The 26,495-nt window shown below is 68.6% G+C and carries 19 protein-coding genes and 1 pseudogene; 7 read left to right on the top strand and 13 right to left on the bottom strand.

The window, feature by feature from the left end; all coding sequences use genetic code 11:
- The first annotated feature begins 32 nt into the window (after positions 1 to 32).
- Positions 33 to 725, top strand: a complete 693-nt coding sequence (locus LDL49_RS34395) for a TetR/AcrR family transcriptional regulator (RefSeq protein WP_225297413.1) — start codon at positions 33 to 35, stop codon at positions 723 to 725.
- A 21-nt stretch (positions 726 to 746) separates the two neighbouring features.
- Positions 747 to 830, top strand: a pseudogene (locus LDL49_RS59790) (WYL domain-containing protein); the annotation flags it as partial.
- A 75-nt stretch (positions 831 to 905) separates the two neighbouring features.
- Here the strand turns inward: LDL49_RS59790 and LDL49_RS34405 are convergent.
- Positions 906 to 1,466 carry a hypothetical protein gene (locus LDL49_RS34405; protein WP_225297415.1) on the bottom strand — a complete coding sequence of 187 codons (561 nt, stop codon included), beginning with the start codon at positions 1,464 to 1,466 and terminating at the stop codon, positions 906 to 908.
- 148 nt (positions 1,467 to 1,614) lie between these two features.
- On the opposite strand from LDL49_RS34405, the gene LDL49_RS34410 reads away from it, so the two are divergent.
- The gene (locus LDL49_RS34410) at positions 1,615 to 2,223 is read left to right on the top strand and encodes a TetR/AcrR family transcriptional regulator (RefSeq protein WP_225297416.1); all 609 of its coding nucleotides are present in this window, start codon (positions 1,615 to 1,617) and stop codon (positions 2,221 to 2,223) included.
- 34 nt (positions 2,224 to 2,257) lie between these two features.
- Here LDL49_RS34410 and LDL49_RS34415 read toward each other — a convergent pair whose 3' ends face one another.
- Complete coding sequence (locus LDL49_RS34415; protein WP_225297418.1) at positions 2,258 to 3,685, bottom strand: arabinofuranosidase catalytic domain-containing protein; 1,428 nt, start codon at positions 3,683 to 3,685, stop codon at positions 2,258 to 2,260.
- 32 nt (positions 3,686 to 3,717) lie between these two features.
- On the bottom strand, positions 3,718 to 5,004 hold the full coding sequence (locus LDL49_RS34420; protein ID WP_225297421.1) for a cellulose binding domain-containing protein: 1,287 nt from the start codon (positions 5,002 to 5,004) through the stop codon (positions 3,718 to 3,720).
- Positions 5,005 to 5,735: 731 nt separating this feature from the next.
- On the opposite strand from LDL49_RS34420, the gene LDL49_RS34425 reads away from it, so the two are divergent.
- Entirely contained in the window at positions 5,736 to 7,154 is a 1,419-nt protein-coding gene (locus LDL49_RS34425; RefSeq protein WP_225297424.1) for a glycoside hydrolase family 10 protein, read from the top strand.
- Between the two features lie 97 nt (positions 7,155 to 7,251).
- Positions 7,252 to 8,280: a LacI family DNA-binding transcriptional regulator gene (locus tag LDL49_RS34430; RefSeq protein WP_225297425.1), complete on the top strand. Its 1,029-nt coding sequence runs from the start codon at positions 7,252 to 7,254 to the stop codon at positions 8,278 to 8,280.
- Positions 8,281 to 8,330: 50 nt separating this feature from the next.
- Here the strand turns inward: LDL49_RS34430 and LDL49_RS34435 are convergent, their stop codons facing one another.
- From LDL49_RS34435 to LDL49_RS34450, 4 genes are all read right to left on the bottom strand, one after another.
- Entirely contained in the window at positions 8,331 to 9,350 is a 1,020-nt protein-coding gene (locus LDL49_RS34435; protein ID WP_225297426.1) for a LacI family DNA-binding transcriptional regulator, read from the bottom strand.
- A gap of 219 nt (positions 9,351 to 9,569) precedes the next feature.
- Entirely contained in the window at positions 9,570 to 10,991 is a 1,422-nt protein-coding gene (locus LDL49_RS34440) for a non-reducing end alpha-L-arabinofuranosidase family hydrolase (RefSeq protein ID WP_225297481.1), read from the bottom strand.
- Between the two features lie 106 nt (positions 10,992 to 11,097).
- Positions 11,098 to 12,699, bottom strand: a complete 1,602-nt coding sequence (locus LDL49_RS34445; protein WP_225297428.1) for a glycoside hydrolase family 43 protein — start codon at positions 12,697 to 12,699, stop codon at positions 11,098 to 11,100.
- The gene (locus LDL49_RS34450) at positions 12,696 to 14,651 is read right to left on the bottom strand and encodes a glycoside hydrolase family 127 protein (protein WP_225297431.1); all 1,956 of its coding nucleotides are present in this window, start codon (positions 14,649 to 14,651) and stop codon (positions 12,696 to 12,698) included. The genes LDL49_RS34445 and LDL49_RS34450 overlap by 4 nt, the downstream gene beginning before the upstream one ends.
- 848 nt (positions 14,652 to 15,499) lie before the next feature.
- Here LDL49_RS34450 and xynC point away from each other — a divergent pair.
- Complete coding sequence (xynC, locus tag LDL49_RS34455; protein ID WP_308016234.1) at positions 15,500 to 16,741, top strand: glucuronoarabinoxylan endo-1,4-beta-xylanase XynC; 1,242 nt, start codon at positions 15,500 to 15,502, stop codon at positions 16,739 to 16,741.
- Positions 16,742 to 16,851: 110 nt separating this feature from the next.
- Here xynC and LDL49_RS34460 read toward each other — a convergent pair whose 3' ends face one another.
- From LDL49_RS34460 to LDL49_RS34475, 4 genes are all read right to left on the bottom strand, one after another.
- Complete coding sequence (locus LDL49_RS34460; protein ID WP_225297433.1) at positions 16,852 to 17,874, bottom strand: ABC transporter permease; 1,023 nt, start codon at positions 17,872 to 17,874, stop codon at positions 16,852 to 16,854.
- Complete coding sequence (locus LDL49_RS34465) at positions 17,867 to 19,372, bottom strand: sugar ABC transporter ATP-binding protein (protein WP_225297435.1); 1,506 nt, start codon at positions 19,370 to 19,372, stop codon at positions 17,867 to 17,869. The genes LDL49_RS34460 and LDL49_RS34465 overlap by 8 nt, the downstream gene beginning before the upstream one ends.
- A complete protein-coding gene (locus tag LDL49_RS34470; protein WP_225297436.1) occupies positions 19,362 to 20,429 on the bottom strand; it encodes a sugar ABC transporter substrate-binding protein in 1,068 nt (355 codons plus the stop codon). Before LDL49_RS34470 ends, LDL49_RS34465 begins: the two co-directional genes overlap by 11 nt.
- 69 nt (positions 20,430 to 20,498) lie before the next feature.
- Entirely contained in the window at positions 20,499 to 21,806 is a 1,308-nt protein-coding gene (locus LDL49_RS34475; RefSeq protein WP_225297438.1) for an enolase C-terminal domain-like protein, read from the bottom strand.
- 224 nt (positions 21,807 to 22,030) lie between these two features.
- On the opposite strand from LDL49_RS34475, the gene LDL49_RS34480 reads away from it, so the two are divergent.
- Positions 22,031 to 22,747, top strand: coding sequence for a FadR/GntR family transcriptional regulator (locus LDL49_RS34480; protein ID WP_225297440.1), 717 nt, complete (start codon positions 22,031 to 22,033; stop codon positions 22,745 to 22,747).
- Positions 22,748 to 22,770: 23 nt separating this feature from the next.
- Here the strand turns inward: LDL49_RS34480 and LDL49_RS34485 are convergent, their stop codons facing one another.
- Together LDL49_RS34485 and LDL49_RS34490 are read right to left on the bottom strand one after the other, a co-directional pair.
- Positions 22,771 to 24,105 (bottom strand): glycoside hydrolase family 43 protein, encoded by a 1,335-nt coding sequence (locus LDL49_RS34485; protein WP_225297442.1) that lies wholly within the window; start codon positions 24,103 to 24,105, stop codon positions 22,771 to 22,773.
- Between the two features lie 22 nt (positions 24,106 to 24,127).
- A complete protein-coding gene (locus tag LDL49_RS34490) occupies positions 24,128 to 26,467 on the bottom strand; it encodes a ricin-type beta-trefoil lectin domain protein (protein WP_225297444.1) in 2,340 nt (779 codons plus the stop codon).
- Positions 26,468 to 26,495 lie beyond the last annotated feature (28 nt).

Raw genomic sequence — 26,495 nt, forward strand, 5'->3', positions numbered from 1 at the left:
TATACGCTGTATCGCAACAGTACGATGTAACCATGACTGTGTGGGATCGGCCGGAGCCGCCGACTCGCCCCGCGCCGCTCGACCGGGAGCGCATCGTGGCCGCCGCCATCGCGCTGGCCGACGAGGGCGGGCTGGAGGCGGTGTCGTTGCGCAAGGTCGCCGCCCGGCTGGACGTCGGCCCGATGCGGTTGTACGGGTACATCTCCACCAAGGAGGAGCTGTTCGACCTCATGGTGGACGAGGTCCACGCCGAGATCCTCCCCGAGGAGCGGCCCGGTGACTGGCGGGAGGCGCTGCGCACCCACGCCCACCGCACCCGCGAGGCCGCCCTCCGTCACCAATGGCTGGCCGACCTGCTCGGCGGCCGTCCGGCCCTGGGCCCGAACGCCCTCGCCGTGGCCGAGGCCACGCTGGCCGCCCTCGACGGCCTCGCCGACGTCGACACCGTCATGCGCGCCGTGGAGACTGTCAGCGCCTACTTCACCGGCGCCATCAGGCGCGAGATCGCGAATCTGCGGGCCGAGCGCGCCACGGGCCTGTCCAAGCGCGATTGGCAGCGCGCCTCCGGCCCGCGGCTGAGGAGGATACTGGACACGGGCCGCTTCCCGGCGCTGGCCAAGGCCGTGTACGACGGCACGGAGGTGGACGCCGAGACGTCCTTCGCGACCGGCCTGGACTGGGTCCTCGACGCCGTGGCCGCCAAACTCACCCGGCCGCTGGCGTGACGCTCGGGCGAACGTGACCTCAACCCCTCCGGCGTGGCCTTCCACACCGGCCGCTGGTACGTCGTCGGCCACGACCACCTGCGGACCTTCCGCATCGAGCGCGTCGCCTCCGTCGCCCCCCGAGCCGACAGCTTCACCGCCCCCGACGGCTTCGACCCCGTCGCCCACCTGACCTCGACGTCAGTTTCCCTTCGCGGCGCGGCCGAGGCGGAAAGCCGAGATGAGGAAGAAGATGCCGCCGGGGATGGCGTAGCCGGCCGCGTTGATCAGCGTCGGGCTGTCCGCGGAGGCGCCGGCGATGAACGACGCACCGGCGAGTACGGAGACGCCGCCGCTGATGATCATCGGCCACTGGCCGCCCATCGAGCGGCGGGTGACACCCACGATCAGCTGGACCAGCCCGGCCACGACCGCCCAAGCGCCCCACACGCGCAGCACCGCCGGGATGCCGGACGCGCAGGCGATGGCCACGCCGATGGCGGTGATCAGGCTGACGGCGACGTTCACGTACAGCAGGGCAGGTGATCCGGTGGCGCGCGACGCGCGGGCGTCGATGACGGCGGCGGTCACGTCGAACAGCGGGTAGAGGACGAGCAGGGTGACCGCGAGCGGACCCAAATTCGAGGCGGTCGTGAACATCGCGAGGGCCCAGACGATGGCGAACGCGAACCGGACGAAGTACAGCCGCCGCAGCGCGGACGCGGTCCCGGAAATGCCGGGCGACGCAGCGATGGTGCTCATGGTGATCCTTTCAGCGGATGGGTGGCGAGGAGAGCGCTTCAGCGCGTCCTGCGGCCAGCCTGGTAGACCGAACGTTCTGTCGTGCCACAGCATGCAATCTGCGGTGCGGACTGTCAAGACCGAACGTTCTATCCGCTAGGCTGGTGGCATGCCCACCCCATCCGAAGGCCGACCGTCCGAAGCGCGGTCCCGGCTGCTCGACACGGCCACCCGGCTCTTCTACGCGGAGGGCATCCACGCCGTCGGCATCGATCGCATCGTCGCGGAAGCGCAGGTGACGCGGGCCACCCTCTACCGGCACTTCCCCGGCAAGGAAGACCTTGTCCTCGCCTACCTGAACGAGGTCGACCGGGCCATGCGGGGCCAGGCGGACGAGGCCGTCACCGCCGGACTACCGGCCGCCGGCACCATCCGGGCCCTCAGCGAGTCCATCGCCCAGAGCATCCAGGCTCCCGGATTCCGGGGATGCGCCTTCCTCAACGCCGCCGCCGAGTATCCCGACCCGGAGTCCCCGGTGCACAAGGCCGTGCTCGCCCACCGCCAATGGTTCCTGGAAACCGTCACGGAGCTGCTGGCCAACATCCAGGAGACCGGCGCCGAGCCCGCCGCCCGCCACTTCGTGATGATGCGCGACGGCGCCATGGCCGCCGGCTGCCTGTTCGACCCGGTGCTGATCTGCGAGACGTTCCTGCACGGAGTCGAGAGGCTCCTGAAGGTTTATGCCGCCACCGACTACAGCGCCCCGGCGGGAGCCTGAAACCGCAGGCCCAAGGTCGGTCCACCCGGCCGATTCACCGGTAGCCGGCGGCGACGATGTTGGCCTGGACCGCGTTCTCGGTGGCGTCCGACGGATAGCCGGACGTCATCACGCCCTCGTAGAAGGTGCCGGCCGCGCCGTGGCTGTTGTCGCCGCCGATCCCGAGGATGATGGCGCCTTCCTTCTTCATCGGGTTGTAGCCCGCGACATTGGGGCGCGCCCCGTTGTAGAAGGTCGACAGGCTGCCCGACTGCGCGTTGCCGCCCCGGATCGACCAGTGGTTCGGCTCGCCCTTGATGATGGCCGTCAGATACCGGTGGCTGATGCTCGGGTCGTTGGCGTTGTACCTCTGGTTCACCCCGGAGAACAGGCCGTTCTCCAGGTCGGCCATGATCCACGGGCCGTTGCCGGCGCCGTAGCCCCACACCTTGATGTTGCCGAAGTAGATGGCCTCCATGGTGCCGTTGCCGTTGTCGCGGCTGTTGGTCTCGGCGTTGCCGTAGTCGAAGCAGCAGCCGCCGTTGTAGTGCGTGCCGTCGAAGATGGCGTACATCCCCTCCGGCTGGTCCCCCTTGGCGACACCGTTGGTGGTGTTGTCGCGGTATCCGACGCCGGGATCCACGTAGACGCCGTAGGCTCTGCGGCCGTAGACCGTGGTCGGTGCCTTGACGGCGTTGGCGAGGTTGTCGTATCCGCCCGGAGCCGGGCCGGAGAACCCGCCGGGAGGCGCCTGGGTGAGGCGGTTGTTACGACCCGACTGATCGTAAATGACGGTGATGAGGCAGGTCGTACCCGCACAGAACGAGTCCTGCGTGGCGGCGTCGGCGCCGCCGCCCGCGCTCAGCACCCCGATGTCCCGGGTGGTGTTGTCCGAGGCACGCCGCACCTGGTAGAGCGGGCCGTTGTACGAGGCGTACAGGGCACGGGTCGTGCTGTGCGCAGCCACGCACGGCGTGCCGCCCGAGGCGTAGATGTCGCACGGCTGTCTCGACGGCGGCGGTGGCGGCGTGACGGTGGGAGTGGGGGTGGAGACGTCGCCGGTGCAGGTGACGCCGTTCAGGGCGAAGCTCGACGGCACCGGGTTGGAGCCGTTCCAGCTCCCGTTGAAGCCGAAGCCGGTGCTGCCGCCGCTGGGGATGGTGCCGTTGTAGTCCACGTTGGCGACGGTGACCTGTGCGCCGGACTGGGTGTAGGAGCCGTTCCACAGCTGGGTGATGGTCTGCCCGGCGGGGAACGACCAGGTCAGTTTCCAGCCGTTGATGGGATCACCCAGGTTGGTCACGTTGACATTCGCGCCGAAGCCTCCGGACCACTGGTTGGTCACGGTGTAGGTGACCTGGCATCCCGCCGCGGCCGCTGACGCGACGTGCGCCGCGGCCATCCCGGCACCGGCTGCCGACAATGCGACGGCGGCGGCGACCGGGAGTGCCACCCGTCGGCGTAAGGAGCTGACCTGGCGCATGGGTGCTGGCCTCCCTTGAGAGGTGACGTCCGCTACGGGGCCGTGCAGGTGACGTCGGTGGGGGCGGTCGAGCCGTCGCCGTTGGCGGTGAATCCGAACGTCGTCGCCCCGTTGCCGGCGATGGTGCCGTTGTAGGAGGTGTTCTTGACGGTGATCGCGCCGCTGGTGCCGCTGTTCACGCCGTTCCACAGGTTGGTGATGGTCTGGCCACCGGCCAGCGTCAGCTTCACGGTCCAGCCGTCGACCGGCGCACTGCCCGCCCGGACCGTCACAGTCGACTGGAAGCCGCCCTCCCAGCTGTTGACGATCTCGACCGTCGCCGAGCACGTCCCCGGAACCGGTGTCGGTGTCGGTGTGGGTGTGGGGGTCGGTGTCGGTGTCGGTGTCGGGCCGCTCTGGAACTGGGTGAAGAACTTCCACACCTCTGCCGGGACCCAGGTCCTGGATCCGCTGTCGCCGCCCGCCCCGTCCTGCGGCGCGGCGATGTGGCCTTCGTCGAAGGCGGCCCAGACGACCGGATGTCCGGCCGAGCACCCCGAATAGGTGGTGACTCTGTGTGTCAGGCTGCCCTGTGCCGGCTCGGGCGGGTTCTGGGCGGTGCAGCCGTTGTTCCTGACGAACCGGTCACGCAGCGATCGTCCGCCGGAGATGTTGAGCACGTTGTCCCTGATGCCGTGGATCCCCATGTAGGCGATGGGCTGGGTGCCGCCGCCGCAGCCGCTGAGCTGGCCGCCGGACTGGACCGCGACCGCGCGGAAGACGTTCGCCCGGTCGCACGCGATCGCGTACGACATGGCGCCGCCGTAGCTGAAGCCCGTGGCGAACAGCTGCGTGGTGTCGACGCAGAGAGCTCCTTCGATCTGCCTGACCATGTCATCGACGAAGGTCAGGTCCTCGCCGTTGGAGTTGCCCCAGCCGTTGTTGAAGCCCTGAGGAGCGACGAAGATCGTGCTGTTGTTCGCCAGGCGCAGGAGCCCGTAGTAGGCCCAGACGTCCCGTTGCACGGTCTGACCCGTGGCGACATCGGTAGCGGTGCCGCCCAGCCAGTGGAGCCCGAAGACCAGCCGGTAGGGGTGGTTCATGTCGTAGTTGTCGGGGACCTTGAGAATGTAACTGCGATTTTTGCCGCTGGTCTGGATCGAACGCGTACCGCTCGCCAGCCCCGGTGCCTTGCCACATCCTGGAGAGGCCGCCAAGGCGCCGGCCGAGCCTGTGGTGGTCGCGCCGAGGCTGGCGCTCAGCGCCGGGCCACCCGTGGCCACCAGGACGGCGAGTGCCACGGCTGCTAAGGCGGCGAAGAAGGGTCTACGTCTTGACATCGTGCAACTCCCTCTGCCGATCCGATGTCGGCGTACGTCGATGGGAGGATCAGTCGCAAGGGTGCAGGCCGGTCGGCACGCGGGTCCCAGCGGTGGTCTTGCCGTCGGCCGGGCCGCGGCGGCGCGGCGACCGGCAGTCGTCTCAGCGCGGTGTCGCCGACGGTGCCTGCCACATTGACGTCGAGACGGTCTGCTGCATGTTCCTTCTCCTGGGGGTGGGGGAAGGCGGCGTCATGCCGGTCGGCGAAGGTGATCTGGCGGAGTGTTCGCCGGATGGAATGACGGACTTGCGTTATCGATAACACAAGCGTCTAAAGACTTTTCTGGAGCATGTCAAGACCAGCCGTACCGGTTGCTGATGGAGCCGCGCGAAAGGGCTGCTGCCATCGAGCCGCAAAGAGTACGGAGTGCTGGGACATGACTCCTTTCGCCGGACGAGATCCCGAGGCCGGCGCTGATGAAAGGTTCATTGCCGCTGTTCCCGCGAACGCGCAGTGCCGAGGCCTCCTCTCCATGAGGCGGTCACCGGGAGGGCGGCGAAACTTTCGGGTGGAGCTTGACATGTTTCGTGCCGGTTTCCACACTGAGTCCCCGAACGGTCTGCCCTCTGCCGAGGTCGGTGGCGGACGACATGAGCGCAGGGCGTGACGCGGTCCGGGCGGCAGGCCGCGTGCTGATGCGCGCGGATTCTCCGAACGCTCTCTTTCGCATCCCCTAGTGGAGGCTCAGGCATGAGTGAAAAGCCCATACTCGCATCAGGCGCCCGGGCGCTGCTCACCGGCGCGATCGGCGTGCTCACCGCACTGGCTGTCACCACTCCCGCAGCCGCCGCCGCGGGAACCTTGGGCGCGGCGGCGGCGCAGAGCGGGCGCTACTTCGGCGCCGCGGTGGCGGCCGGTCATCTCGGTGAGTCGGCGTACGTGACGACGTGGGACAGGGAGTTCAACGGGGTCACCACCGAGAACGAGATGAAGTGGGGCCCCATCGAACCTTCCCGTGGCTCGTTCAACTGGGGCCCGGCCGACCAGATCGTCAACCACGCCGTGAGCAAAGGCATGAAGATCCGCGGCCACACCCTGGTCTGGCACAACCAGCTGCCCGGGTGGGTGAACGGCAACATGTCGGCCGCTGACCTGCGCTCGGCGATGACCAACCACATCAACCAGGTGATGGGCCACTACAAGGGCAAGATCTACGCCTGGGACGTGGTCAACGAGGCCTTCGCCGACGGTGGCGCGGTCGGGACGCTGCGCAGCTCGGTGTTCACCCAGAAGCTCGGCAACGGCTTCATCGAAGAGGCCTTCCGCGCCGCACACGCCGCCGACCCCGACGTCAAGCTCTGCTACAACGACTACAACATCGACGACGCCAACGCCGGCAAGACCCGCGGCGTCTACAACATGGTTCGCGACTTCAAAGCCCGCGGCGTCCCCATCGACTGCGTGGGCCTGCAGTCGCACTTCGGGAACCCGCCCGCCAACTACCAGCAGAACATCGCCCAGTTCGCCGCGCTCGGCGTGGACGTGCAGATCACCGAGCTGGACATCGGCGGCTCCGGCTCGGCCCAGGCCGACGCCTACCGCCGTGTCACCCAGGCCTGCATGGCGGTTTCCCGCTGCACAGGCATCACCGTCTGGGGCATCACCGACAAATACTCATGGCGCAGCGGCGACACACCCCTGCTCTTCGACGGCAACTACAACAAGAAATCCGCCTACGACGCCGTCCTGAACGCCCTCAACGGCGGCTCCACCCCGACTCCCACCGGCGGCACGATCAAGGGCACGTCTTCCGGCAGGTGCCTGGACGTCGCCAACGTCTCCCAGGCCAACGGCGCCCAGGCCCAGATCTGGGACTGCAATGGCCAGAGCAACCAGCAGTGGACCTTCACCAGCTCGGGTGAGCTGCGGGTCTACGGCGGCAAGTGCCTGGACGTCAACGGCGGAGGTACGGCGGACGGCACCAGCGTGATCATCTGGGACTGCAACGGACAGACGAACCAGCAATGGCGCTTCAACTCCGACGGCACCGTCACCGCGGTCGGAGCGAACAAGTGCCTGGACGTCGTCGGCGCGGGCACAGCCAACGGGACCAAGGTGCAGATCTACTCCTGCGGGGGCGGAGCCGGCCAGAAGTGGACCCGTAGCTGACCGAACGTCGAGGGCGACACGATGGGCCACCCCTTGACGGCGGCGGCCGGCATCTCCAACGTGCAGGCCCTCGACATCTTTGGGGGTTACCGGTCACATGCCACCCAACGACACTCCTCCAGGCCGGTCCGCGAGCATCTGGGACGTCGCCCGGGTGGCCGGCGTCTCCCAGCAGACCGTCTCCCGCGTCATCAACGACAAGACCCGCGTGAGCGAGTCGACCCGGGCCAAGGTGATGCGGGTCATCGCCGAGCTCGGCTACCGGCCCAACCGGCTCGCCCGGACGCTGGCCGGCGGCCCGGTGAGCTGGGTCACCGTGCTGACCTCGGACACCGCCCTGTTCGGCGCAGCCGCCACGCTGCGCGGCATGGAGGAGGCGGCCAGGGCGGCCGGCTTCTCGGTGGGCATCAGCGTGCTGGAGCCGGGCGCGAGCGAAACGGACATCGCTCTGCGCCTCAACCGGCCTCAGGAGCCCGTCATGGTGATCGCCTACGACGACCCAGGCGTGCGCGCGTTACGCGCGCTGCCGCCGGACGTGCCGGTGACAGCTGCGGTCGAACGCCCCGGCAACGGCTCGGGCCACGACCCATGGCAGGTCTGGGTGGACGACCGGCCCGCGGCGGCGCACGCGACGCGCCACCTGCTGAGCCTGGGGCACAGGACCGTCCACTACGTGTCCATCCCGTCCTCCACCAGTGCGCTTCCGCAGCGGGCCCGTGGCTGGCAGGACGCGCTGCGGGCGACCGGACGACCCCTGCCCGAGCCCCTGCGGGCGGGCTGGACTCCCCGCTCCGGATACCTCGCGGTGCGCTCCCTGCTGGCGGACCGCTCGGTGACCGCCATCCTGTGCGGCAACGACGACCTCGCGCTGGGCGTCATGCGGGCCGCGCGCGAGGCCGGACGGGACATCCCCGGCGACCTCAGCGTGGCCGGCTTCGACGACAGCCCGGCGTCGGCCTACCTCCACCCCTCGCTCACCACCGTACGGCTCGACTTCGAGGGCCTCGGCCGCGCGTGTTTCGGCCGGCTGCTCCGCAGGCTGCAGCCGGAGGCCGCCCTGGCCCTTCCGACCTGGAACGAGCCGGAGCTCATCGTGCGGGAGAGCAGCGGCCCGTCGCCGGTCTGACGGTCACCGGTGACAGCCGAGCTCACCCCGCTGTCCCCGGAGGCCGGGCTTCAGCTCAGGCGTGGGGGAGGGGCGGTGCTGTCGCGGACGACGAGTTCGGTGGCGAGTTCGATGCGGCTCTGAGACAGCGGCTCGCCTTGGGCGAGCTTCAGCACCATCGAGGTGGCCGCGGCGGCCATCTGCCTGAGGGGCTGGCGGATGGTGGTCAGCGGCGGGATGGCCCACCGTGCCGAAGGCATGTCGTCGAAGCCGATCACGCTGAGATCGTCCGGTACGCGCAGGCCGAGCTGATGAGCCGCGTGGTAGACGCCGATGGCCTGACCGTCGTTCGTGGCGAAGATCGCGGTCGGCCGGTCGGGCAGGCGCAACAGGCGTCGGGCTTCCGCCAGACCGCCCTCGATGAAAAAGTCCCCACGGGCGACCAGCTGCGGGTCAACGGGTACGCCGGCCATGTCCAGGGCGGTGCGGTAGCCGTCGAGACGGGCCCGGCTGGACAGCGCGGAGTCCGGTCCGGTGATGATGGCGATGCGGCGATGCCCGAGCTCCAAGAGGTGGCGGGTGGCCGCGAGCCCGCCGTTCCAGTTGCCGGCACCGATCGACGGGATGTTCTTGCCGGGAGCGTCGGCCGGATCCAGCAGGACCAGCGGAATCTCGCGGCGGGTGAGGTGTTCGTGCTGGGTTTCCGTCAGACCGGAGAACACGGCGATCACTCCCCTCGGACGGCGTCGCAGCACCCCCTCCACCCAGACGTCTCCAGCGGTGTGGTCGCGGCGGAGGTCCGATATTCCCACCATGAGCTCGTGCTCACGAGCCACCTCCGATACGCCGTTGGTGATCTCGACGGGATAGTCGCCCTCCAGCGCGTGGAAGACCAGCTCCACCAGGGCCATCGAGGTGGACCGGCGGCGCTGCCGCCGGTAGCCGTACTGGCGGATGAGCGTCTCCACGGCGGCGCGGGTTTCGGACGACACCGCGGATCGGCCGTTCACTACCTTGGAGACCGTCGCGGTGGAAACTCCGGCCAGCTCGGCGAGCTGGGCGATGGTGAGGGGAGACGACTCCGTGGTCATGGCGGCAGTCTAGCCACGGAGGACCGGCAGGCGGCCGTCACCGTCTCGCAAGATCAAGGCTTCCGTGCCCCACGGGGTACGGGCGGGCTCGGCCTGGCCCGAGCCCGCCACACCGGCTCCGTCCGGGCCTGATCGCGTGCGGTGACAGCGCTCGCCCGATGGGGCACACGCCTTCGCGGTGAACGTCAGGAACATCCGAGCCGGACCCGTGTCACGCCCCTAGCGCTGCAGGGTCAGCAGACCTGGCCGGTAGGGCAGGAGGCCGTAGTCGCCGCCGGAGCTGGGGTTGCGTCCCTGGTAGAGCAGTTGCAGGTGGCAGGGATCGACGGTCATGGTCTGATCGGCGCCGGCCCGGATCAGCTCGCCGTGGCTGATGTCGTTGGTCCAGGTGGCGCCGCTGTTGGCCTTGCCGGCGAAGGGGTTGCCCTCGGTCGCGGCCTGCGGTGTCCACGAGCCGCCCAGACTGGTGGCCGTGAACGAGCGGAAGTAGCGGCCCTGCGCGCCCATCGCCTCGACGAGCATGAGGTAGCGGTTCTGGTCCTGGAGCTTGTAGACCTGGACGGCTTCGAACAGGTTGTTCGTCGTGTCGCTCATGACCACGGTCGATGTGGCGCCGAAACTGCCCGGGAAGTTGCCGATGGGCATACTGGCCCGGTAGATCTTGCCGTTGTCCCCGGCGAAGAACAGATACATGTTCGTGCTGTCACCGATGAGCGTCTGGTCGATGGGGCCTGTTCCGGAGCCGGAGATGCTGCCGGAGAAGAGCACCTGCTGCGAGGACCAGCCATTCGGATTGGTGGGGTCGCTGGAGGTCCGGTAGGAGAAGGCGGTCCCACCCCACTGGTAGGCGAGCACCCAGATGTTCTTCGGGGCGAAGTAGAAGAGCGTCGGCGCGACGGTGGAAGAGGACATCGTGTTCTGGCCGGCCGAGGCCATGTCGGACCAGTTGGTGAAGAGGCTGAAGCTCATCGAGCCCCACCTCGTCCCCGTGTCGTGCGTGGTGGCGTAGACGAGATGCCTGCCGTTGTAGGGGGCGACGGTGAAGTCCTTGAGCGAGACCCATCCCGACTTCGGGGTCGCCAGCGGGCCCGTCGATGTCCAGCGGTATGTCGACGGAAGATCGCATCCCGGGTTCGGGGTGCCGCCGTCGACCCGGACGAGCTGCCACTGCTGGTTGGTGCCGCCCCAGTCGTCGTATTGGACGATGTTCGCGCCGTCCGCGGTGGAGGCGCCCTGGACTTCGAGGGCTTTGCCGCTGTTGCGGTTGATCAGGCGTGCGTAGCCGTCGGCGGAGTCGGCGAGTCTCCATTGCTGGTTGGTGCCGTTACCGTCGGCCCATTGGACGATGGAGCCACCGTTGGCGGTGGAGAAGTTGTAGACGTCGACCACCTTGCCGGAGTGGCGGGACTTGAGGCGGTAGTAGCCGCCGCCGGAGTCGACGAACTGCCACTGCTGCTGGTTCTGGTCGTTCCTGGTCCACTGGGTGATGCGGCCGCCGTCGGCGGTGGACTGGTTGTAGACGTCGAGCGCCTTGCCGCTGTTGCGGTTGACCAGGACGTACCAGGCGTTGGTGTCGACGGTGGCCGCGTTGGCGGACTGGGTCTGAAGGGCGACGAACAGGCTCGCCAGTAAGGTGATCACCGTCGCGAGAACGGATATGGATCTGAATTTCACGATGTGCTCCGATTTATCCGACTTGGACGAGTTGCCATCGCTGGTTGGTGCCTTCCTGCGTCGAGGTATCGCGTCAAGGGGTGGTGAGGTCGAAGCGGCGCACGGTCACCGCGCCGCCGAGAGACTGGGTGGCGTAGTTGAAGATCCCGAAGCGGTAGCCCATGAAGAACTGCCAGGCGTTGTTCAACGTGAAAGCCGGGCCGAGGCTCGCGAAGGTGCTCCCGTCGGTGCTGTAGGAGAAGCGCGCCTGCCTGCCGGAGCCGGGGCGGATGTCGGCGTTGACCCGCAACCAGATCCGGCCGCCCGAGATGGTGGCGCCGGCCGCCTCGGTGCCGGTGCCGGTGGTCTGCCACGAGCTGTTCATGGTCAGCCCGTTCGTCATCACGACCCGGTTGACGCCGTTGTCGCGCTTGACGCCGATCCACGCCGACTGGTCGCGCAGCATGGCCAGCCCGGCGCGGTCGCCATTGGTCATCTGCGAGTAATCGAGCTCGATCGTCGCCGTGGACGACGGCCCCTGGATGCGGTGGGTCAGAGTGTTACGGGCGTTGTAGAGGTCGCCTGTGACGGTCGCGGTCTGCAGGCGCAGGCCGTTGCCGGTGGAGAAGCGGCTGGTGTCGGGGTTGTGGTTCCATTCCCAGCGGTGACCGAGGCTGCCCGAGGTGAAGGTGTCGGGACCGATCATGGAGGCCACGGTGCGGTTGGTCTGGATGTTCGGCTTCGGGTAGGTGACTCCCCAGCCGCCGTTGACGGTCTGCACGGTCGGCCAGTCGCCGGTCCACGTGATCGGAGCGAGCGCGGGGACGCGGCCGCCGGGGTAGGCGTCGACGAACGACATGTAGTACCAGTCGCCGTTCTGGGTCTGGACGAGCCCGCCCTGGTGGGGGACGCCGCCGCCGGAGATGGGGCCGGGCATGTTGAGCAGGACCTGCCGCATCTCGTACGGGCCCCACGGCGACGTGGAGCGCAGCACGTACTGGCCGTTGGCCGGGCGGGTCAGCCAGATGTAGTAGTAGCCGTTCCGCTTGTAGAAGCGGGAGCCCTCCAGGGTGCCGACGTTGCCCGGGGTCTGGAACACCTGCTGGGCCCGCACCTGGCTGAGCCCGTCGGGCGAGAGCTGGGCGACGCTGATGGTGCCGTTGCCGTAGGCGACGTACATGGTGTCGTTGGTGTCGATCAGCAGGCCGGCGTCGTAGTAGCAGTTGTTGATCTGCGAGCGCTTGGTCCAGGTGCCGTCGACGGCTGAGGCGGTGTAGACGTAGGTCCGGTTGAACTCGACGCAGCCGATCCAGTAGTAGGTGCTGTTGCCGGGCCGGTAGTTCAGGGCCGAGGCCCAGATGCCCTTCACGTACGCCCGGCCGCCGTTGAGGTCATAGGCGCCCGAGTTGAAGTCGAGCCTCGGGACCGAATGGCCGGCGTACTCCCAGTCGACCAGGTTGTAGGAGCGCAGGATCGGTGCGCCCGGCGAGTAGTGCATCGTCGAGGCCGAGTAGTAGTAGGCGTCGCCGACCCGGATGATGTCGCCGTCGGCGAAGTCCTGCCAGACGACCGGGTTGGTGTAGTTGCCGCCGGAGTGGATGAACTGCCGCTGGTCGACCGTCGCCGCTGACGCCTGGCCGGTGAGGAACACGCCCACGAGCAGCAGAGACGAGAGCACCGCGAGCACGCGCCTCACGAGAACCTCCCAAGGTTGTCGGTCTGCGCGCCCTGGGAGGCGCCGGCCGCGCGGGAAGGCTCCTGACCACTGGTGTTCCAGTAGACGACGTAGTTGTGGCCATGGGCGTCGTAGAACGGCTCCAGCCGCACCGATGCCCCGTTGGCGGTGGCCGTGAAGGCCAGGGACGAGGTGCTGGTCCGGGTGATCGATGAGAGGGCCAGAGTCGGGGCCGACGACAGGCTGGTGTTGCCGTAGTCGCCCGACAACACGGCCGGGCCGTAGGTGACGGCCCGCACGCCGGGGTTGTCGTTGGCGGCCTTCATGATCACGCGCATGGGCAGCCGCACGGTCACGGTGTCGCCCGGCGCCCACGAGCGGGTGAGGGCAGCGTAGGTGCCCGGAGTCGTGGTGACCGCCTGCTGGACCCCGTTGACGCTGATCGTCGCGCCCTGGGTCCAGGCCGGGATGCGGACGCGCATCGTCCACGATCCGCTCACGTTGCCGGTGACCTGCAGCGACGTGGTGTCGCTGACCGGGTAGGAAGTGGTCTGGGTGACCGTGATGCCGCGCTGGCTCCAGTTGAGGGTGGAGGGCACGAACAGGTTCACGAACAGCGTGGTGCCGTTGTGGAAGTAGATCGAGTCCATCAGCTTGGTGTTGGTCTCGATACCGGTGCCCTGGCAGCACCAGAAGGAGTTGTAGTCCGTGCTCCAGGTGCCGCCGCCCCAGGCCGGGCCGACACCTCGCCGTCCACCCGGGTTGAGCGGGGTGAAGTAGGTGACGTGCCCGCGTGCGTCCGCCGGGTTCTGCTGCCCGATCAGATGGTTGAGCAGGGCGTTCTCGTAGTAGTCGAAGTAGTCGGCCCGGTCCGGCGACAGCAGCCACAGCTCCCGGGTGAGCTTGAGCATGTTGTAGGTGTTGCACGCCTCACCGGTGTCCCTGGTCAGGTAGGCGGCGATCGCGTTGGGGGCGTGGAAGTGCTCGGCCTGGCTGTTGGAGCCGTTCGCGTACGTGTGCGCGCCGACGGTGATGGACCAGGCGTTGGCGGCGATGTCGCGGTAGCGGGTGGTGCCCGTCGCCTTGTACTCGCGGGCCGCCCCGATCCACTTGGGCACCTGCGTGTTGGCGTGCAACCCGTTGAGCCGGTCCTGGTTCGCCGCCAGCGGGTTGAACACGGCCGCGTGGTCGAACCGCTGGGCCGTGGTCAGCCAGCGGGAGTCGCCGGTCATCTGGTACAGGTCCGTCAGCACGGCGTTCATGCCGCCGAACTCGGTGCCGAGCATGGCCTGCATCTGGCTTGCGCTGAGCCGCGACGTGCGGGTGTCCACCCATCCGGCCAGGGCCAGCAGCACGGTCCGGGCCTGGGTGTTGCCGATCAGCCGCCACACGTCCAGCAGCCCCGCCAGGGTCTTGTGGACGCAGTAGTACGGCACGTTGCCGTTGGTGAGCGTGCGGTTCTCCAGGGCGGTGAAGTCCGACTCCGGGAAACCGGACAGATAGCCGCTGGTGAACCCGGCGGCGCCGTTGTTGGCCTGGCATCTGGCCAGTTCGGCGACCATGCGGTCGGCCTTGTCCCGGCAGGTGGTGTCGCCGAGCACGGCGTAGGCCTGTGCCCACGCCGTCAGGAAATGGCCCTGCATGTGGGACCGGAACGGGAAGCTGGGCGCGTCCCATCCTCCGTTGGCCGCCGCGCCGTTGGTGGACACGCGGTGGTTGGCCCGGAAGACGTACAGCAGCCGGTCGACATCGACGAAGCGCAGGTAGTTCAGCGTGCGGTTCTGGTTGTCCAGCCAACGACCGGAGGTCAGCCGGACCTGGCCGAGGTCGAACTCGTAGGCCGAGACGCCGATGTCAGATCTGGCCCAGGGGAGTGCGGCCAGAGCGGGGGAAGCGCCGAATACCTGGCCGGCAGCCGAGAGGGCGACGGTCGCGCCCGCGGCTTGAAAGAGCCGGCGACGGCTCAGGGACATGGGAGGCTCCTTGGATGTCAGCGGTGATGCTCCGTCAGGGGGGCCGGCGGTCGGCGGTGCTCGACGAGGAGTACGCGAACGAGGGGGGACATCCAGGGCTCCTTGACTAGATCGAAGATGGCCGCCGGAGGATTGTTAGCGCTAACATCGGGGCTTGTGTATCTGCGCCTACCTCCGGTGAGTGAGTGCGTTGTCGCGGAGTACATCCGACGGCCCGGCCCGCGTCAACGAGGGGCGGCCCTCGCCAACGTGGGCGTTGACGCGGAATGTCTTCCCGCCTGGAGATTCGCCTCCGGGAAGATCGAGTCGCACTGCCCGTACATGTGAAAGTTTCACCGAAGTTACGCGGTGGCAACGGTAACTTGCGGGGCTTTCGGAGTTAACTTGCCGCCGCCGGGCGTGGCCACGTTGGCGCATCCAGCTCCAGCTGGTTTCCCGGCGCCTCGCGAGGGGTGGCGGGCCCGCATTTCCGCTCTTCAGTGAGGTCCGGCCCTATCGCCGGCGGCGATAGGCGGGCATGGCTCTGGGCTCAACCGCTACTCATCGCCCTCCACTCACCGGCTACTTGATCTTCATTAAGTTTCTTCCCGGTGAACGGTTGACGAGCCGCAGTCACGGCCTTACCTTCCAGCAAGAGCTGTTAGCGCGAACAATCGGCGCTGGACCCCGCTCTTCCTGGCCGGGTGGGGCAGATTCCCTTTCCTGTGGGAGCGCTCCCATTTTGCGCAGAAGCGGCGCCGACCGGGATCGGAAACGCACGGACTCTAGGAGGAGACATGACGCAAGGTCGGAATGGGCCTCTTAGCAGCGAGCGGAAATTGCCGAGCCGGAGAAGCGTCCTGACCGCGATGGGGGCTCTGCCGGTCCTCACCGCCGGGGCGTCGGCCGCGAGCGCCTCGTCGGCCGCGGCCGCGACGGCCGCCGCCGCGGTGATCATCGATCCGTCCGCGCAGCGGCAGACGATCCGCGGCTTCGGCGGCATGACCCACACGGCCTGGATCGGCGACCTGACAGCCGCCCAGCGGGACACGGCGTTCGGCACCGGCGAGGGCCGGCTGGGGTTCTCCGTGCTGCGGATCCCCGTCCCCGAGAACCAGGCGGACTGGAGCCGTGACGTGGCGACGGCCAGGCGCGCGATCGAGCTCGGGGCGACCGTCATCGCGTCGCCGTGGAATCCGCCCGCCCGCATGGTCGAGACCTTCGTCCGCGGCAGCCAGACCAACGCGAGACGCCTCAGATACGACATGTACGGCGCCTATGCCCAGCACCTGAACGACTTCAACGGGTACCTGCGGAACAACGGGGTGAACCTCTACGGCATATCGATGCAGAACGAACCCGATTACGCGCATGACTGGACATGGTGGACGCCCACCGAAATGGTCCGGTTCCTGCGGGAGAACGCCGCCTCAATCGGCACCAGGGTCATCGCGCCCGAGTCCTTCCAGTACCTGAAGAACATGTCGGACCCGATCCTCAACGACCCCACGGCGCTCGCCAACGTGGACATCATCGGGGCGCACCTCTACGGCACCTCGTTCGCGAACTTCCCCTACCCCCTCTTCAAGCAGAAGGGCGCGGGCAAGGAACTCTGGATGACCGAGGTCTACCACCCCAACAGCACCGATTCGGCGGACCTCTGGCCGCAGGCGCTGGACGTGGGGGAGCACATCCACCGCGCCATGGTGGACGCCGAGTTCCAGGCGTACATCTGGTGGTACATCCGGCGCAGCTACGGCCCCATGCGGGAGGACGGCCGGATCAGCAAGCGCGGCGCCAACATGGCGCACTTCGCGAGGTTTGTCCGCCCCGGATATGTGCGGATCGAGGCGACGGCGAACCCGGCGTCGAGCGTCTACGTCTCGGCGTACCGGGGCGGTAACTCCACGGTCGTCATCGTCGCCATCAACAAGGGGACCGCCGCGGTGAGCCAGCAGTTCACCCTGAGGAACGGCACCGCGTCCAGCGTCTCGTCCTGGCTGACCGACGCGAGCAGGAACGTCGCGCCCCAGGGCTCGACCGGCGTGTCGAACGGTTCCTTCACCGTCACGCTGCCCGCTCGAAGTGTGACGACCTTCGTGACCGGCTGACCGTCGGCCCTGCCCCCGCGTCACCGGCTCAGAAGGAGCTGAGCGTGGCCCCAGCAGCAACGCGGTGACCCCGCCCGCCGCCGGGCCACCTGCGCCGGGTCGTGAAGCGCCTACTCCTGGACCTTGCCTCCGGTGAGCCGGGACAGGACCAGGGCGATGATGATGATGGCGCCGTTGAGGGCCTGGATCCACTGGGCGGGCACGCCGGCCAGGGTGAGGACGTTCTGGATCATGTAGAGGAGGAGGATGCCGGTGAACGCGCCGAACATCGTGCCTTTGCCGCCGTTGAGGCCGACGCCGCCGATCACGGCCGCGGCGAACACGGTGAAGATGGCCCCATCGCCCTGACCGGCGGCCACAGAGGCGAGGTGACCCGACATCAGCAGGCCGCCGAGCGCGGCGAGCAGGCTGGCGCCCACCAAGGCGGTCCACAGCACCCGGTCGGTACGGATGCCGGCCGCCTTGGCCGCGTCCACGTTGCCGCCGATGGCGTACAGGGCACGGCCGTACTTGGTGAAGCCGAGCAGCACGATGCCGGCGGCGAACAGCAGCAGGCACAGCCAGATCGAGGCGGGCACGCCCAGCCACATGGCCGAACCGAGGTAGAGCATCGACGACGGCAGGTTGAAGAAGGTCTGACCGCCGGAGATGCCGGTGAGCAGGCCGCGCAGCACGATCAGCATGCCGAGCGTGACGATGAAGCCGTTGAGCCCGAACCGGACGATCAACAGGGCGTTGATCATACCGATCAGCGCCCCGACGGCCAGGGTGATCGGAATCGACCAGGCGCCGGGCACCAGGCCGAGCCCGGCGCCCGAGCCGGCGGCGACGGTCAGCCAGGCGGCCACGCCCGGCGCCAGGCCGAACGTCGACTCCAGCGAGAGGTCCATCTTGCCGGCGACCAGCACGATGGTCTGGGCCAGCACCAGGAGCGAGATCTCCGACATGGTCTGCAGGATGTTGATCAGGTTGTCGCCCTGCAGGAAGATCGGGTTGACGATCTGGCCGACGACGGCGATCACGATGATCGCCGGGATCAGCGCGAAGTCGCGCAGCCGGGCGAGCCGCACCTGTGGCCGTGCCCGCTTCCGGGTGGCGCTCCCGGTGGGGGGCGTGAGGGTCTTCTCAGGCATCGAGCCGGACTCCTTCCATGGCCGCCACCACGTCGTGGTCGTGCCATCCGGCGGCCATCTCCGCGACGACGCGACCCTGGAACATCACCAGCAGCCGGTCGCAGAGCCGCAGGTCGTCGAGTTCGTCGGAGGCGATCAGCACGCCGGTCCCCTTGGCGGCCGTCTCCTCGACCTTGCCCAGCAGGAACTCCTTGGACTTCACGTCCACCCCGGCGGTGGGGGTGATCAGTACGAGCAACCGGGGGTCGGAGGCCAGCGCCCTGGCCATGACGACCTTCTGCTGGTTGCCGCCGGACAGGCCCATCACGGGCAGGCCGGGACCGGGCGTCTTGATCGCCAGGTTGGCGATCAGGGTGCCGGCCAGCCGGTCGCGCCGCCGGCCGCTGATCAGGCCGGCCTCGCCGAGCCGTTCGGGGACCGTCATGGTGGCGTTGTCGGCGATCGACATCATCGGGACGAATCCCTGATGGTGCCGGTCGCGGGGGACGAAGCCGACGCCCGCGGCCAGCGCGTCGGGCACGCTGCCGGGACTGGGGACCCGCCCGGCGACCTCGATCGTGCCTGAATCGGCCGCGCGCAACCCGGCGATGGTCTCGGCCAGCTCGGTCCGGCCGCTGCCGGCCGCGCCCGCCAGGCCGACGATCTCGCCGTCCTGGATCTCGAAGCCGATCTCCCTGTACGCGTCGCCGTACGCCAGTCCCCGCACGCCGAGCACCACACCGGCGCCGGCGGGCACGGCCGTCCGGGAGGATGCGCCGGCCAGGCCGGCGGCCTCACCCGCCAGGGCCGCCACCAGCTCGGCGTGCGGCAGGCCGGCCACCGAGGTGGTCAGGATGTGCCGGGCGTCGCGGAAGACCGTGACCGTGTCGCAGATCTCGTAGATCTCCTGCAGGTGGTGGCTGATGAACAGGAAGGTCACCCCCTGCTCCTGCAAGGTGCGGATACGGGCGAACAGGCGGGCGATGGCGGCGGCGTCGAGCTGGGCGGTCGGCTCGTCGAGGATGATGAACCGGGCACCGAAGGACAGCGCACGGGCGATCTCCACGAACTGCCGCTGTTCGACGTCCAGTTCGCCGGCGGGCAGCCGTACGTCCACGTCGACCGACCACGTCTCCAGCAGGGCGGCGGCCTTGCGGCGCAGGTCCGGCCAGTTGACGAAGGCGGCGTGGCGGTTGAGGTAGAGGTTCTCGGCCACGGTGAGCTGGGGGATGATCGTGGACTTCTGGTAGACGCAGGCCACCCGCTGCCGCCAGGCGTCACGGTCGGCGAGGCGCGGGGCGGGTTCGCCGTCGAACCGCACCTCGCCCTCGTCGGGCGCCTGGAGCCCGGTGAGGATCGAGACCAGGGTGGACTTGCCCGCCCCGTTGCGGCCGACCAGAGCGTGGGTCTGGCCGGGCATGATCCGGATTCCGGCGCGGTCCAGCGCGACGGTCTCGCCGTATCTCTTGGTGACGTCCACCGCCTCGGCCAGAGGCGTGGGCGCCTGGTCAGCCGCCAAGATTGTTGCCCCACAGCGAGGAGTCGCCCGGCTTGACGCTCGCGACGCCTCCGTAGGTGCCGCCGTCGGCTGTGACCAGCGGCGCGGAGAGCTGGTCCTCCAGCAGGCCCGGGCGCACCTGGATGATGGTGCTGTCGTGATCGGTCGCGCCGGGCTTGAACGTCTTGCCGTCGATGGCGGCCTTGGTGTACTGCAGCGCGTACTTGGCGTACTGGTCGGCCGGCTGGGAGACGGTGGCGTCGATGTTGCCGGCGGCGATCTCCTTCAGCTCCTGGGGGATGCCGTCATTGGAGACGACGAAGACGTGCTTGGGGTTGTTCGGGGGGACCAGCAGGCCGCGCTGCTGGAGCACTTGGAGGGTGCCGGACAGGGCGAAGCTCGATTGCATATACACGCCCTTGATGTCCGGATTGGCGGTGAGCCGCGTCTGGAGCTTCTGCGAGGCGATCGCGCCGTCCCAGTTGGCGGCCTCGCCGAACACCGTGATGCCGGGGTAACCCGCCTTCATGCAGGCGTTGAACGCCTCGGTGCGGTCACGGCCGTTGATGGAGGCCAGGTCGCCCTGGAGCATCACGACCTTGCCCTTGCCGCCCAGCTTCTCGCCGAGGAACTTGCACGCCTTCTCGCCGTACGCCCGGTTGTCGGCCCGCACGACCATGAAGGCCTCACCCTGCTCGGGACGGGTGTCGACCATGACGACCGGGATCTTCTTGGCGTTGAGCTGCTGGAGGGTGGGGGCCACGGCGGCGGTGTCCTGCGGTGCCAGCACGATGCCCTTGACGCCCTGGCTGATGAGACTCTGCACGTTGGCGGTGAGCTTGGAGATGTCGTTCTGCGAGTTGGAGGTCTTCAGCTCCAGGCCGTTCTCGGCGCCGAACTTGGGGACGTACTTGATGAAGGAGTTCCAGAAGTCGGTGTCGGAGCGGGGGTAGTCCACCCCGACGACCGGCTTGCCGCCTCCTGAGGCGGTCGTGCCGCTGCCTGCGCCACCCCCGCAGGCCGCGGCCAGCCCGGCCGACAGGGCGACGGCCGCCCCCAGGGCGAGTCCTCGTTTCATGGCTGTTCCTTTCCTGCGCTGTTCCGGGGTCGCTGTTCCGGGGTCGCTGTTCCGGGTCGCTGTTCCGGGTCACAGCCGGGGGTCGGCGGTCCACTGGGGACCGTGCGGGTAGGCGTACTCGGCACGGGATTCCGGACGCATCTCGGCGCCTCCGCCCGGCCGTCCAGGGGCGACGTACCGGCCTTCGCGGATCACGACCGGGTCGGTGAAGTGCTCGTGGAGATGGTCGATGTACTCGATGACGCGGTCCTCGGTGGTGCCGCTGACGGCCACGTAGTCGAACATGGCCAGGTGCTGGACCATCTCGCACAGTCCGACGCCGCCCGCGTGCGGGCACACCGGGACCCCGAACTTGGCGGCCAGCAGCAGGATGGCGATGTTCTCGTTGACCCCGGCGACTCTGGTCGCGTCGAGCTGCAGGATGTCGATCGCGCCCGCCTGCAGGAACTGCTTGAACATCACCCGGTTGTGCGCGTGCTCGCCGGTGGCGACCTTGATGGGCGTCACGCGCTCGCGGATGGCGGCGTGGCCGAGCACGTCGTCGGGCGAGGTGGGCTCCTCGATCCAGTACAGGTCGTACCGGGCCAGCGGGGCCAGCCACTCGATCGCCTGGCCGACGTTCCACGCCTGGTTGGCGTCCACGGCGATGCGCACATCGGGTCCGACCGCCTCCCGGGCCAGCCGTACGCGCCGGACGTCCTCGGCTTGGTCGGCGCCGACCTTCAGCTTGATCTGGTGAAACCCGTCGGCGACCGCCTCCTTGGCCAGCCGGACCAGCTTGTCGTCGGTGTAGCCGAGCCAGCCGGGGGTGGTGGTGTAGGCGGGGTAGCCCTCGGCGAGCAGGCGGGCGTGGCGCTCGGCCCGGCCCGGCTCGGCGCGGCGCAGGATGGCCAGCGCCTCCTCCCGGGTGAGGGCGTCCTCCAGGTAGCGGAAGTCGACGACGTCGACGAGCTCCTCCGGCGACAGCTCCGACAGCAGCCGCCACAACGGCTTGCCCGCCCTGCGCGCACGGAGGTCCCACAGCGCGTTGAGCACGGCTCCCGCCGCCATGTGGGTGACGCCCTTCTCCGGGCCGAGCCAGCGCAGCTGGCTGTCACCGGTGAGCAGGCGGGACACCCCGCCGAGGTCGCCGAGCACCTCGGCCACCGGCCGTCCGGTGACCAGCGGTGCCAGCGACTCCACCGCGGCGACGGCGATCTCGTTGCCGCGCCCGACGGTGAAGGCGAGCCCATGCCCTTCCTGCCCGCCGCCGGTCCGTACGATCACGTAGGCGGCCGAGTAGTCGGGCTCGGGATTCATGGCGTCGGACCCGTCGAGGTGCCGTGAGGTCGGGAACCGGATGTCGTGGGCCTCGACCGCGGTGATCAGCTCGGTCACGAAGAGGTACCTCCATGGGACGTTTCCACGCCGTAGCTATTTGGACATGGGATGTCTTTGTAATCCAGCCGCAGCTTCCTGTCTAGAGGTAGCCGTAAAAGACAGTAGACAACCCATGTCTGCTGCTCGGGAGATCTGATTCTCGCCTAGACATGGGATGTCTGTTATGTTGCCAGCGTGGCCGACGTGTCGATCGAGCCACTCCACCCCGGGAGGCCGTACCCATGTCCCTGACCGACGAGGCGATCTCCCGCATCCGGGCGCTCATCCAGTCGGGCGAGCTGTCGCCAGGGGCGCGGCTGCCACCGGAGCATCAGCTCGCGGCCCAGCTCGGTGTCTCCCGTAACCCGTTGCGCGAGGCGGTCAAGGCGCTGGTCGTGGCCCGGGTACTCGACATTCGGCGGGGCGACGGCACCTTCGTGACCAGCCTGGAGCCGCGGCTGCTGCTGGAAGGGCTGGGGCTGGCCGTCGAGCTGCTGCGCGACGACACCCTGCTGGAGATCGTCCAGGTACGGCGGATGCTGGAGCCCGCGGCGACCGCTCTGGCCGCGTCTCTGATCTCCGCCGAGCGACTCGAGGAGATCGGCGAGCACCTGAACGCCATGCGCGCCGCCAGCGACGACGTGGAGAAGCTGAATCACCACGACGCGGCCTTCCACCGCGCCGTGGTGCGGGCGACCGGCAACGAGACGCTGTCCACCCTGCTCGACGGCATCTCCGGCCGTACCCTGCGGATGCGGGTGTGGCGCGGCACCGTCGAGGCGGGCAGCTCGCACAAGACGGTCGCCGAGCACGAGGTGATCTACAACGCCCTGGCCGCCGGCGACTCGACGCTCGCCCAGGCCGCGGCGCTGATGCACATCAGCACGACCGAGACCTGGCTCCGCTCGGTGCTGGGAGACGTCGAGGGCTCCCGGGACCAGGAGGCGTATCCATCATGAAGGTCCGCCTGACATGCGGGCCGTCAGGCGTGCTGGAACTGCCACCAGTTCACGTTGAACAGGTAGCCGCTCCCGCCGGTGTACCTGAAGTAGAGGTCATGAGTCCCCGTCGCGCCGGTGACCGTACAGGTGACGGTCGTCCAGGTCTGCCAGCCGCCGGTGCCCCGGACGGCGCAGGTGCCCATCAATGCGCCGTTGACGGCGTCGCGGCGCAGCTCGATGGTGCCGCCGCTGGTCGCCGAGGCCACCCGGGCGCTGAAGGAGCTCGCGCCGGCGCCGAAGGCGACGCCCTTGACCTTGATCGAGTCGCCGTTCTCGATGTAGCCGACGTTCATGCCGCCTTCGCCGGCGGGCTCCGTTTCGACGCCGGACCCCCAGGCGATCGTCTCGGCCTCCTGGCGGACATAGGGGTCCAGGGACCCGATCTGGGGCGCCCCGGCCGTGGTCATGTTCATGGTCGGGATGGTGCCGTCGGGGTTGTAGGTGAACTTCTCCACCGCGACCGAGCGGGTGAAGCCGCCGCCGCCTGGCAGCGCGCCGTTGTGGTAGAAGAAGTACGAACCTCCCTGGAAGTCGATGACGCCCGGGTGATTGGTGAAGCTGCTGCCCTGCGTGGGCATGACCGTGCCCCGGTAGGTCCACGGTCCGGTGGGGCTGGGCGACGTCGAGTAGCCGATGAACTCGGAGCAGCATTTGGCCGCGAAGACGTTGTAGTACAGGCCGTTGCGCTTGTAGACCCAGGGGCCCTCCTCGAACAGGGTCGGCCGGTTGGGGTCCCCGGAGCGGGTGCCGAATCCGGCGGTGGTGAGGGGGATCTGGGCCGGGCTTCCTGAGTAGGAGATCATGTCGGCGTTCAGCTTGACGTACCACAGGTGTGGGTTGCCCCAGTACAGGTAGGCCTGCCCGTTGTCGTCGATGAAGACGGTCGGGTCGAACTCGCCGTTCTCGACCAGGGGGTGTCCGAGCGCGTCCCTGAACGGCCCGGTGGGACTGTCGGAGACGGCCACGCCGATGGCCATCCTGCCGGTCGCTCGGTTGGTGGTGGGGACGTACCAGTAGAACCTGCCGTCGCGGTAGACGGCCTGGCCCGCCCACGCGTCGGACTTCGCCCAGCTGAAGGTGGTCAGGCTCAGCGGGGAGCCGTGGTCGGTCCAGTTCACCATGTCCGCCGACGACCAGACCCGCCACTCCTTCATCGTGAAGTACGTCGAGCCGTCCTCGTCGTGGCCGGTGTAGAGGTACACCCGGCCGTTGTAGACCAGCGGAGCCGGGTCGGCGGTGTAGATGGTCTGGACGATCGGGTTGTCCGCCCTGGCCGCGGTGGCCGGGAGCAGCATCCCGACCAGAACCAGGCTCATGATCCAGCTAAGTCGTCTCATATCAGGTGCGACTCCACTTCTGATGGCTGCCGCCGTTGCAGGTCCACAGGATGACGAGGGTGCCGTTGGCGGTGCCGGCGCCGTTGGCGTCCAGGCACTGGCCGGACTGCGCACTGGTGATGCTGCCGTCGTCGTTGAGGGTCCACCGCTGGCCGGCCCCGCCGGTGCAGTCCCCGATCACGGCGCGGCCCTGCCCGTCCGCGTTGAGGCACTTGGTGCCGTAGACGCGCAGCTCACCGGCGTTGGTGGTGCTCCACTGCTGGTTGGCTCCGCCGTTGCAGTCCCACAGCGCCACCTGGGTGCCGTTGGTCTGCGACTGGTTCGGCACATCCACGCATCGGCCACTGGCCTGGCCGCGGAGCACGTTGCCGGTGCCGCCCTGACCAGGAGCGATCGTGAGGTTGTCGAACTGGGCGGTCTCGGTCATGCTCGTGCCCACGCCGACCTGCCCCGCGCCCCAGGTGCCGTCGGTGACCGAGCCGACCTGCGCGCCGTCGATGCTCGCGGTGATGGTACTCCCGGAGAAGCCCAGGGCCAGCGTGTGCCAGCGGTTGGTGCCGAGCGCGGCGACCGTGCCGCTGCGGATCGTCGTCATCGCGTTGTCGATGTTGTTGCGCAGGATCTGCCAGGCACCGGTGTCGCTGACCCGCAGGTGGTAGGCGTTCAACCCCTCGGGGCCGAAGGCGTGCTGGGCGCCGGCCCGGCCGATCAGCTCGGCGTAGCCGCTCTGCTCCAGCAGCACATCGGTGGAGACGGTGTAGTTGCTCCACCCCAGGTCACCGAGGAGCGCGTAGGGGTGCGAGCCGCCGGTCCACAGGATCGGCTGGCGTGGCGTCATCTGGCGCACGCACCGGCCCGTCCGCCCGCCGCCGCAGCCGGCGATCTCGAACGAGCCCTGCATGTCCATCAGGTACTTCGCCTCGCGCCCCACCCCGTAGGAGTCGAAGTCGTCGGAGTACGGCAGGGCCATCGAGCCGCGGGCGGGACTGGTGGCACTGCCCTTGCCCTGCCCCGTGGTGGTGGTGATCGAGTACACGTACCCGGGCTGCACCGTCAGGGAGAAGGCGCCGTTCGAGGGCGTGATGTCGGCGGTGTGCACGAAATGGTCGGAGGCGTTGCCGGAGTTGAGGTTGGTGGCCCACACGTGCACCTGTCCGGTGGACAGCCCGCCGTTCACGGTGACGTTCAGTGTCTGGGCGGCGGTGGCGTCCATCGTCTCGATGATCGTGCTGTAGTCGGAGGTGGCAGGCGACTTCAGCGAGACGTAGCTGCCGTTGTTGCGGTTGCCGCCGATGTAGCCGCTGGAGGCGTCCAGGTACCTCCAGCCGGGCGCGGTGAACTGCGTGGTCTGGGCCATCACCCAGGCGTTCTTGCCGATGGCGTAGTAGCCCGACCAGGGCTGAGGCGCGACCGCCACCCCCATCGTGGCGAAGGGCAGGTTCGGGGTGATCGCGGCGATGACCGGCCAGTTGATGTAGGCGGTCATCTTGCCCTCGATGTAGTCACGGTTGATGCCCCTGGCCAGTGCCTTGGCGCCGTCGTTGTAGTCGTCGGAGCCGTTCTCGCTGGCCCACAGGACCTTGCCGGAGTTGATCGCGGTGGCCGAGCTGGGGCAGTTCGACTGCGCGCCGCGGTAGCCGCACACGTAGTGGGAGCCGAACACGTCCACGGCGTTGCGGAAGGCGGCGTTGTTCGCCGCGTCGTCGGCGGCGCCGAAGCCCCAGTCGTCCGAGGCGATGATCTTCACGTTGCCGAAGCCGCGGGAGTCCAGCGCGGTGTTGAGGTTGACGTACCAGTTCAGGTTGCGGCCCTTCTCGTTCCAGCCGCCCAGGTAGTCGATCGTCAGCCCGTGGCTGTTCTTGGCGCACCCCAGCCAGTCGACCAGGTAGTTGATCGTGTCCTGGGACCAGAAGTTGCCGTTGCCCAGCCAGCCGGGGGCGCCCCAGGCCAGGCCGACCAGCTTGATGTTCGGGTTGCGGGCCTTGGCCTGTTCCATCAGCCACCACTCGTAGCCGCGGTTGCAGTCGAGATCGGCGGCAGTGTGCCGGTGGCTGGGCTCGGCGCCGTCGGTGGAGTTGGTGTCGCCACCGATCTCCACCTTCAGGATCTGCATCGCCGCGCCGTACCCCAGCTTGAACAGGTAGTCCAGGATCTGCGAGCGCTGCGGCTCGGGATAGTCGACCAGCAGGCGGCTGTTGCCCCCGCCACCGCTGACCGCGCCGACACCGTCGAAGGTACGGCCACCGGAACCACCGTTGATCGTGATTCCGGTCGCCGCCCGCGCCGCAGGCCCGGCGACCAGGGACATCGCGACTGCGAGGAGCGCGACCAGGACACTCATGGCTCTTTCCCTGCGCCGGCTCATGGGG

The sequence above is a fragment of the Nonomuraea aurantiaca genome, assembly GCF_020215705.1.
Taxonomy (GTDB): Bacteria; Actinomycetota; Actinomycetes; order Streptosporangiales; family Streptosporangiaceae; genus Nonomuraea; species Nonomuraea aurantiaca.

Bases quoted from the DNA above. Each gene is read 5' to 3' on its own strand.
- LDL49_RS34395 (WP_225297413.1), top strand. From the start codon at position 33: ATGACTGTGTGGGATCGGCCGGAGCCGCCGACTCGCCCCGCGCCGCTC.
- LDL49_RS34405 (WP_225297415.1), bottom strand. From the start codon at position 1,466: ATGAGCACCATCGCTGCGTCGCCCGGCATTTCCGGGACCGCGTCCGCG.
- LDL49_RS34410 (WP_225297416.1), top strand. From the start codon at position 1,615: ATGCCCACCCCATCCGAAGGCCGACCGTCCGAAGCGCGGTCCCGGCTG.
- LDL49_RS34415 (WP_225297418.1), bottom strand. From the start codon at position 3,685: ATGCGCCAGGTCAGCTCCTTACGCCGACGGGTGGCACTCCCGGTCGCC.
- LDL49_RS34420 (WP_225297421.1), bottom strand. From the start codon at position 5,004: ATGTCAAGACGTAGACCCTTCTTCGCCGCCTTAGCAGCCGTGGCACTC.
- LDL49_RS34425 (WP_225297424.1), top strand. From the start codon at position 5,736: ATGAGTGAAAAGCCCATACTCGCATCAGGCGCCCGGGCGCTGCTCACC.
- LDL49_RS34430 (WP_225297425.1), top strand. From the start codon at position 7,252: ATGCCACCCAACGACACTCCTCCAGGCCGGTCCGCGAGCATCTGGGAC.
- LDL49_RS34435 (WP_225297426.1), bottom strand. From the start codon at position 9,350: ATGACCACGGAGTCGTCTCCCCTCACCATCGCCCAGCTCGCCGAGCTG.
- LDL49_RS34450 (WP_225297431.1), bottom strand. From the start codon at position 14,651: ATGTCCCTGAGCCGTCGCCGGCTCTTTCAAGCCGCGGGCGCGACCGTC.
- xynC (WP_308016234.1), top strand. From the start codon at position 15,500: ATGGGGGCTCTGCCGGTCCTCACCGCCGGGGCGTCGGCCGCGAGCGCC.
- LDL49_RS34460 (WP_225297433.1), bottom strand. From the start codon at position 17,874: ATGCCTGAGAAGACCCTCACGCCCCCCACCGGGAGCGCCACCCGGAAG.
- LDL49_RS34470 (WP_225297436.1), bottom strand. From the start codon at position 20,429: ATGAAACGAGGACTCGCCCTGGGGGCGGCCGTCGCCCTGTCGGCCGGG.
- LDL49_RS34480 (WP_225297440.1), top strand. From the start codon at position 22,031: ATGTCCCTGACCGACGAGGCGATCTCCCGCATCCGGGCGCTCATCCAG.
- LDL49_RS34485 (WP_225297442.1), bottom strand. From the start codon at position 24,105: ATGAGCCTGGTTCTGGTCGGGATGCTGCTCCCGGCCACCGCGGCCAGG.
- LDL49_RS34490 (WP_225297444.1), bottom strand. From the start codon at position 26,467: ATGAGTGTCCTGGTCGCGCTCCTCGCAGTCGCGATGTCCCTGGTCGCC.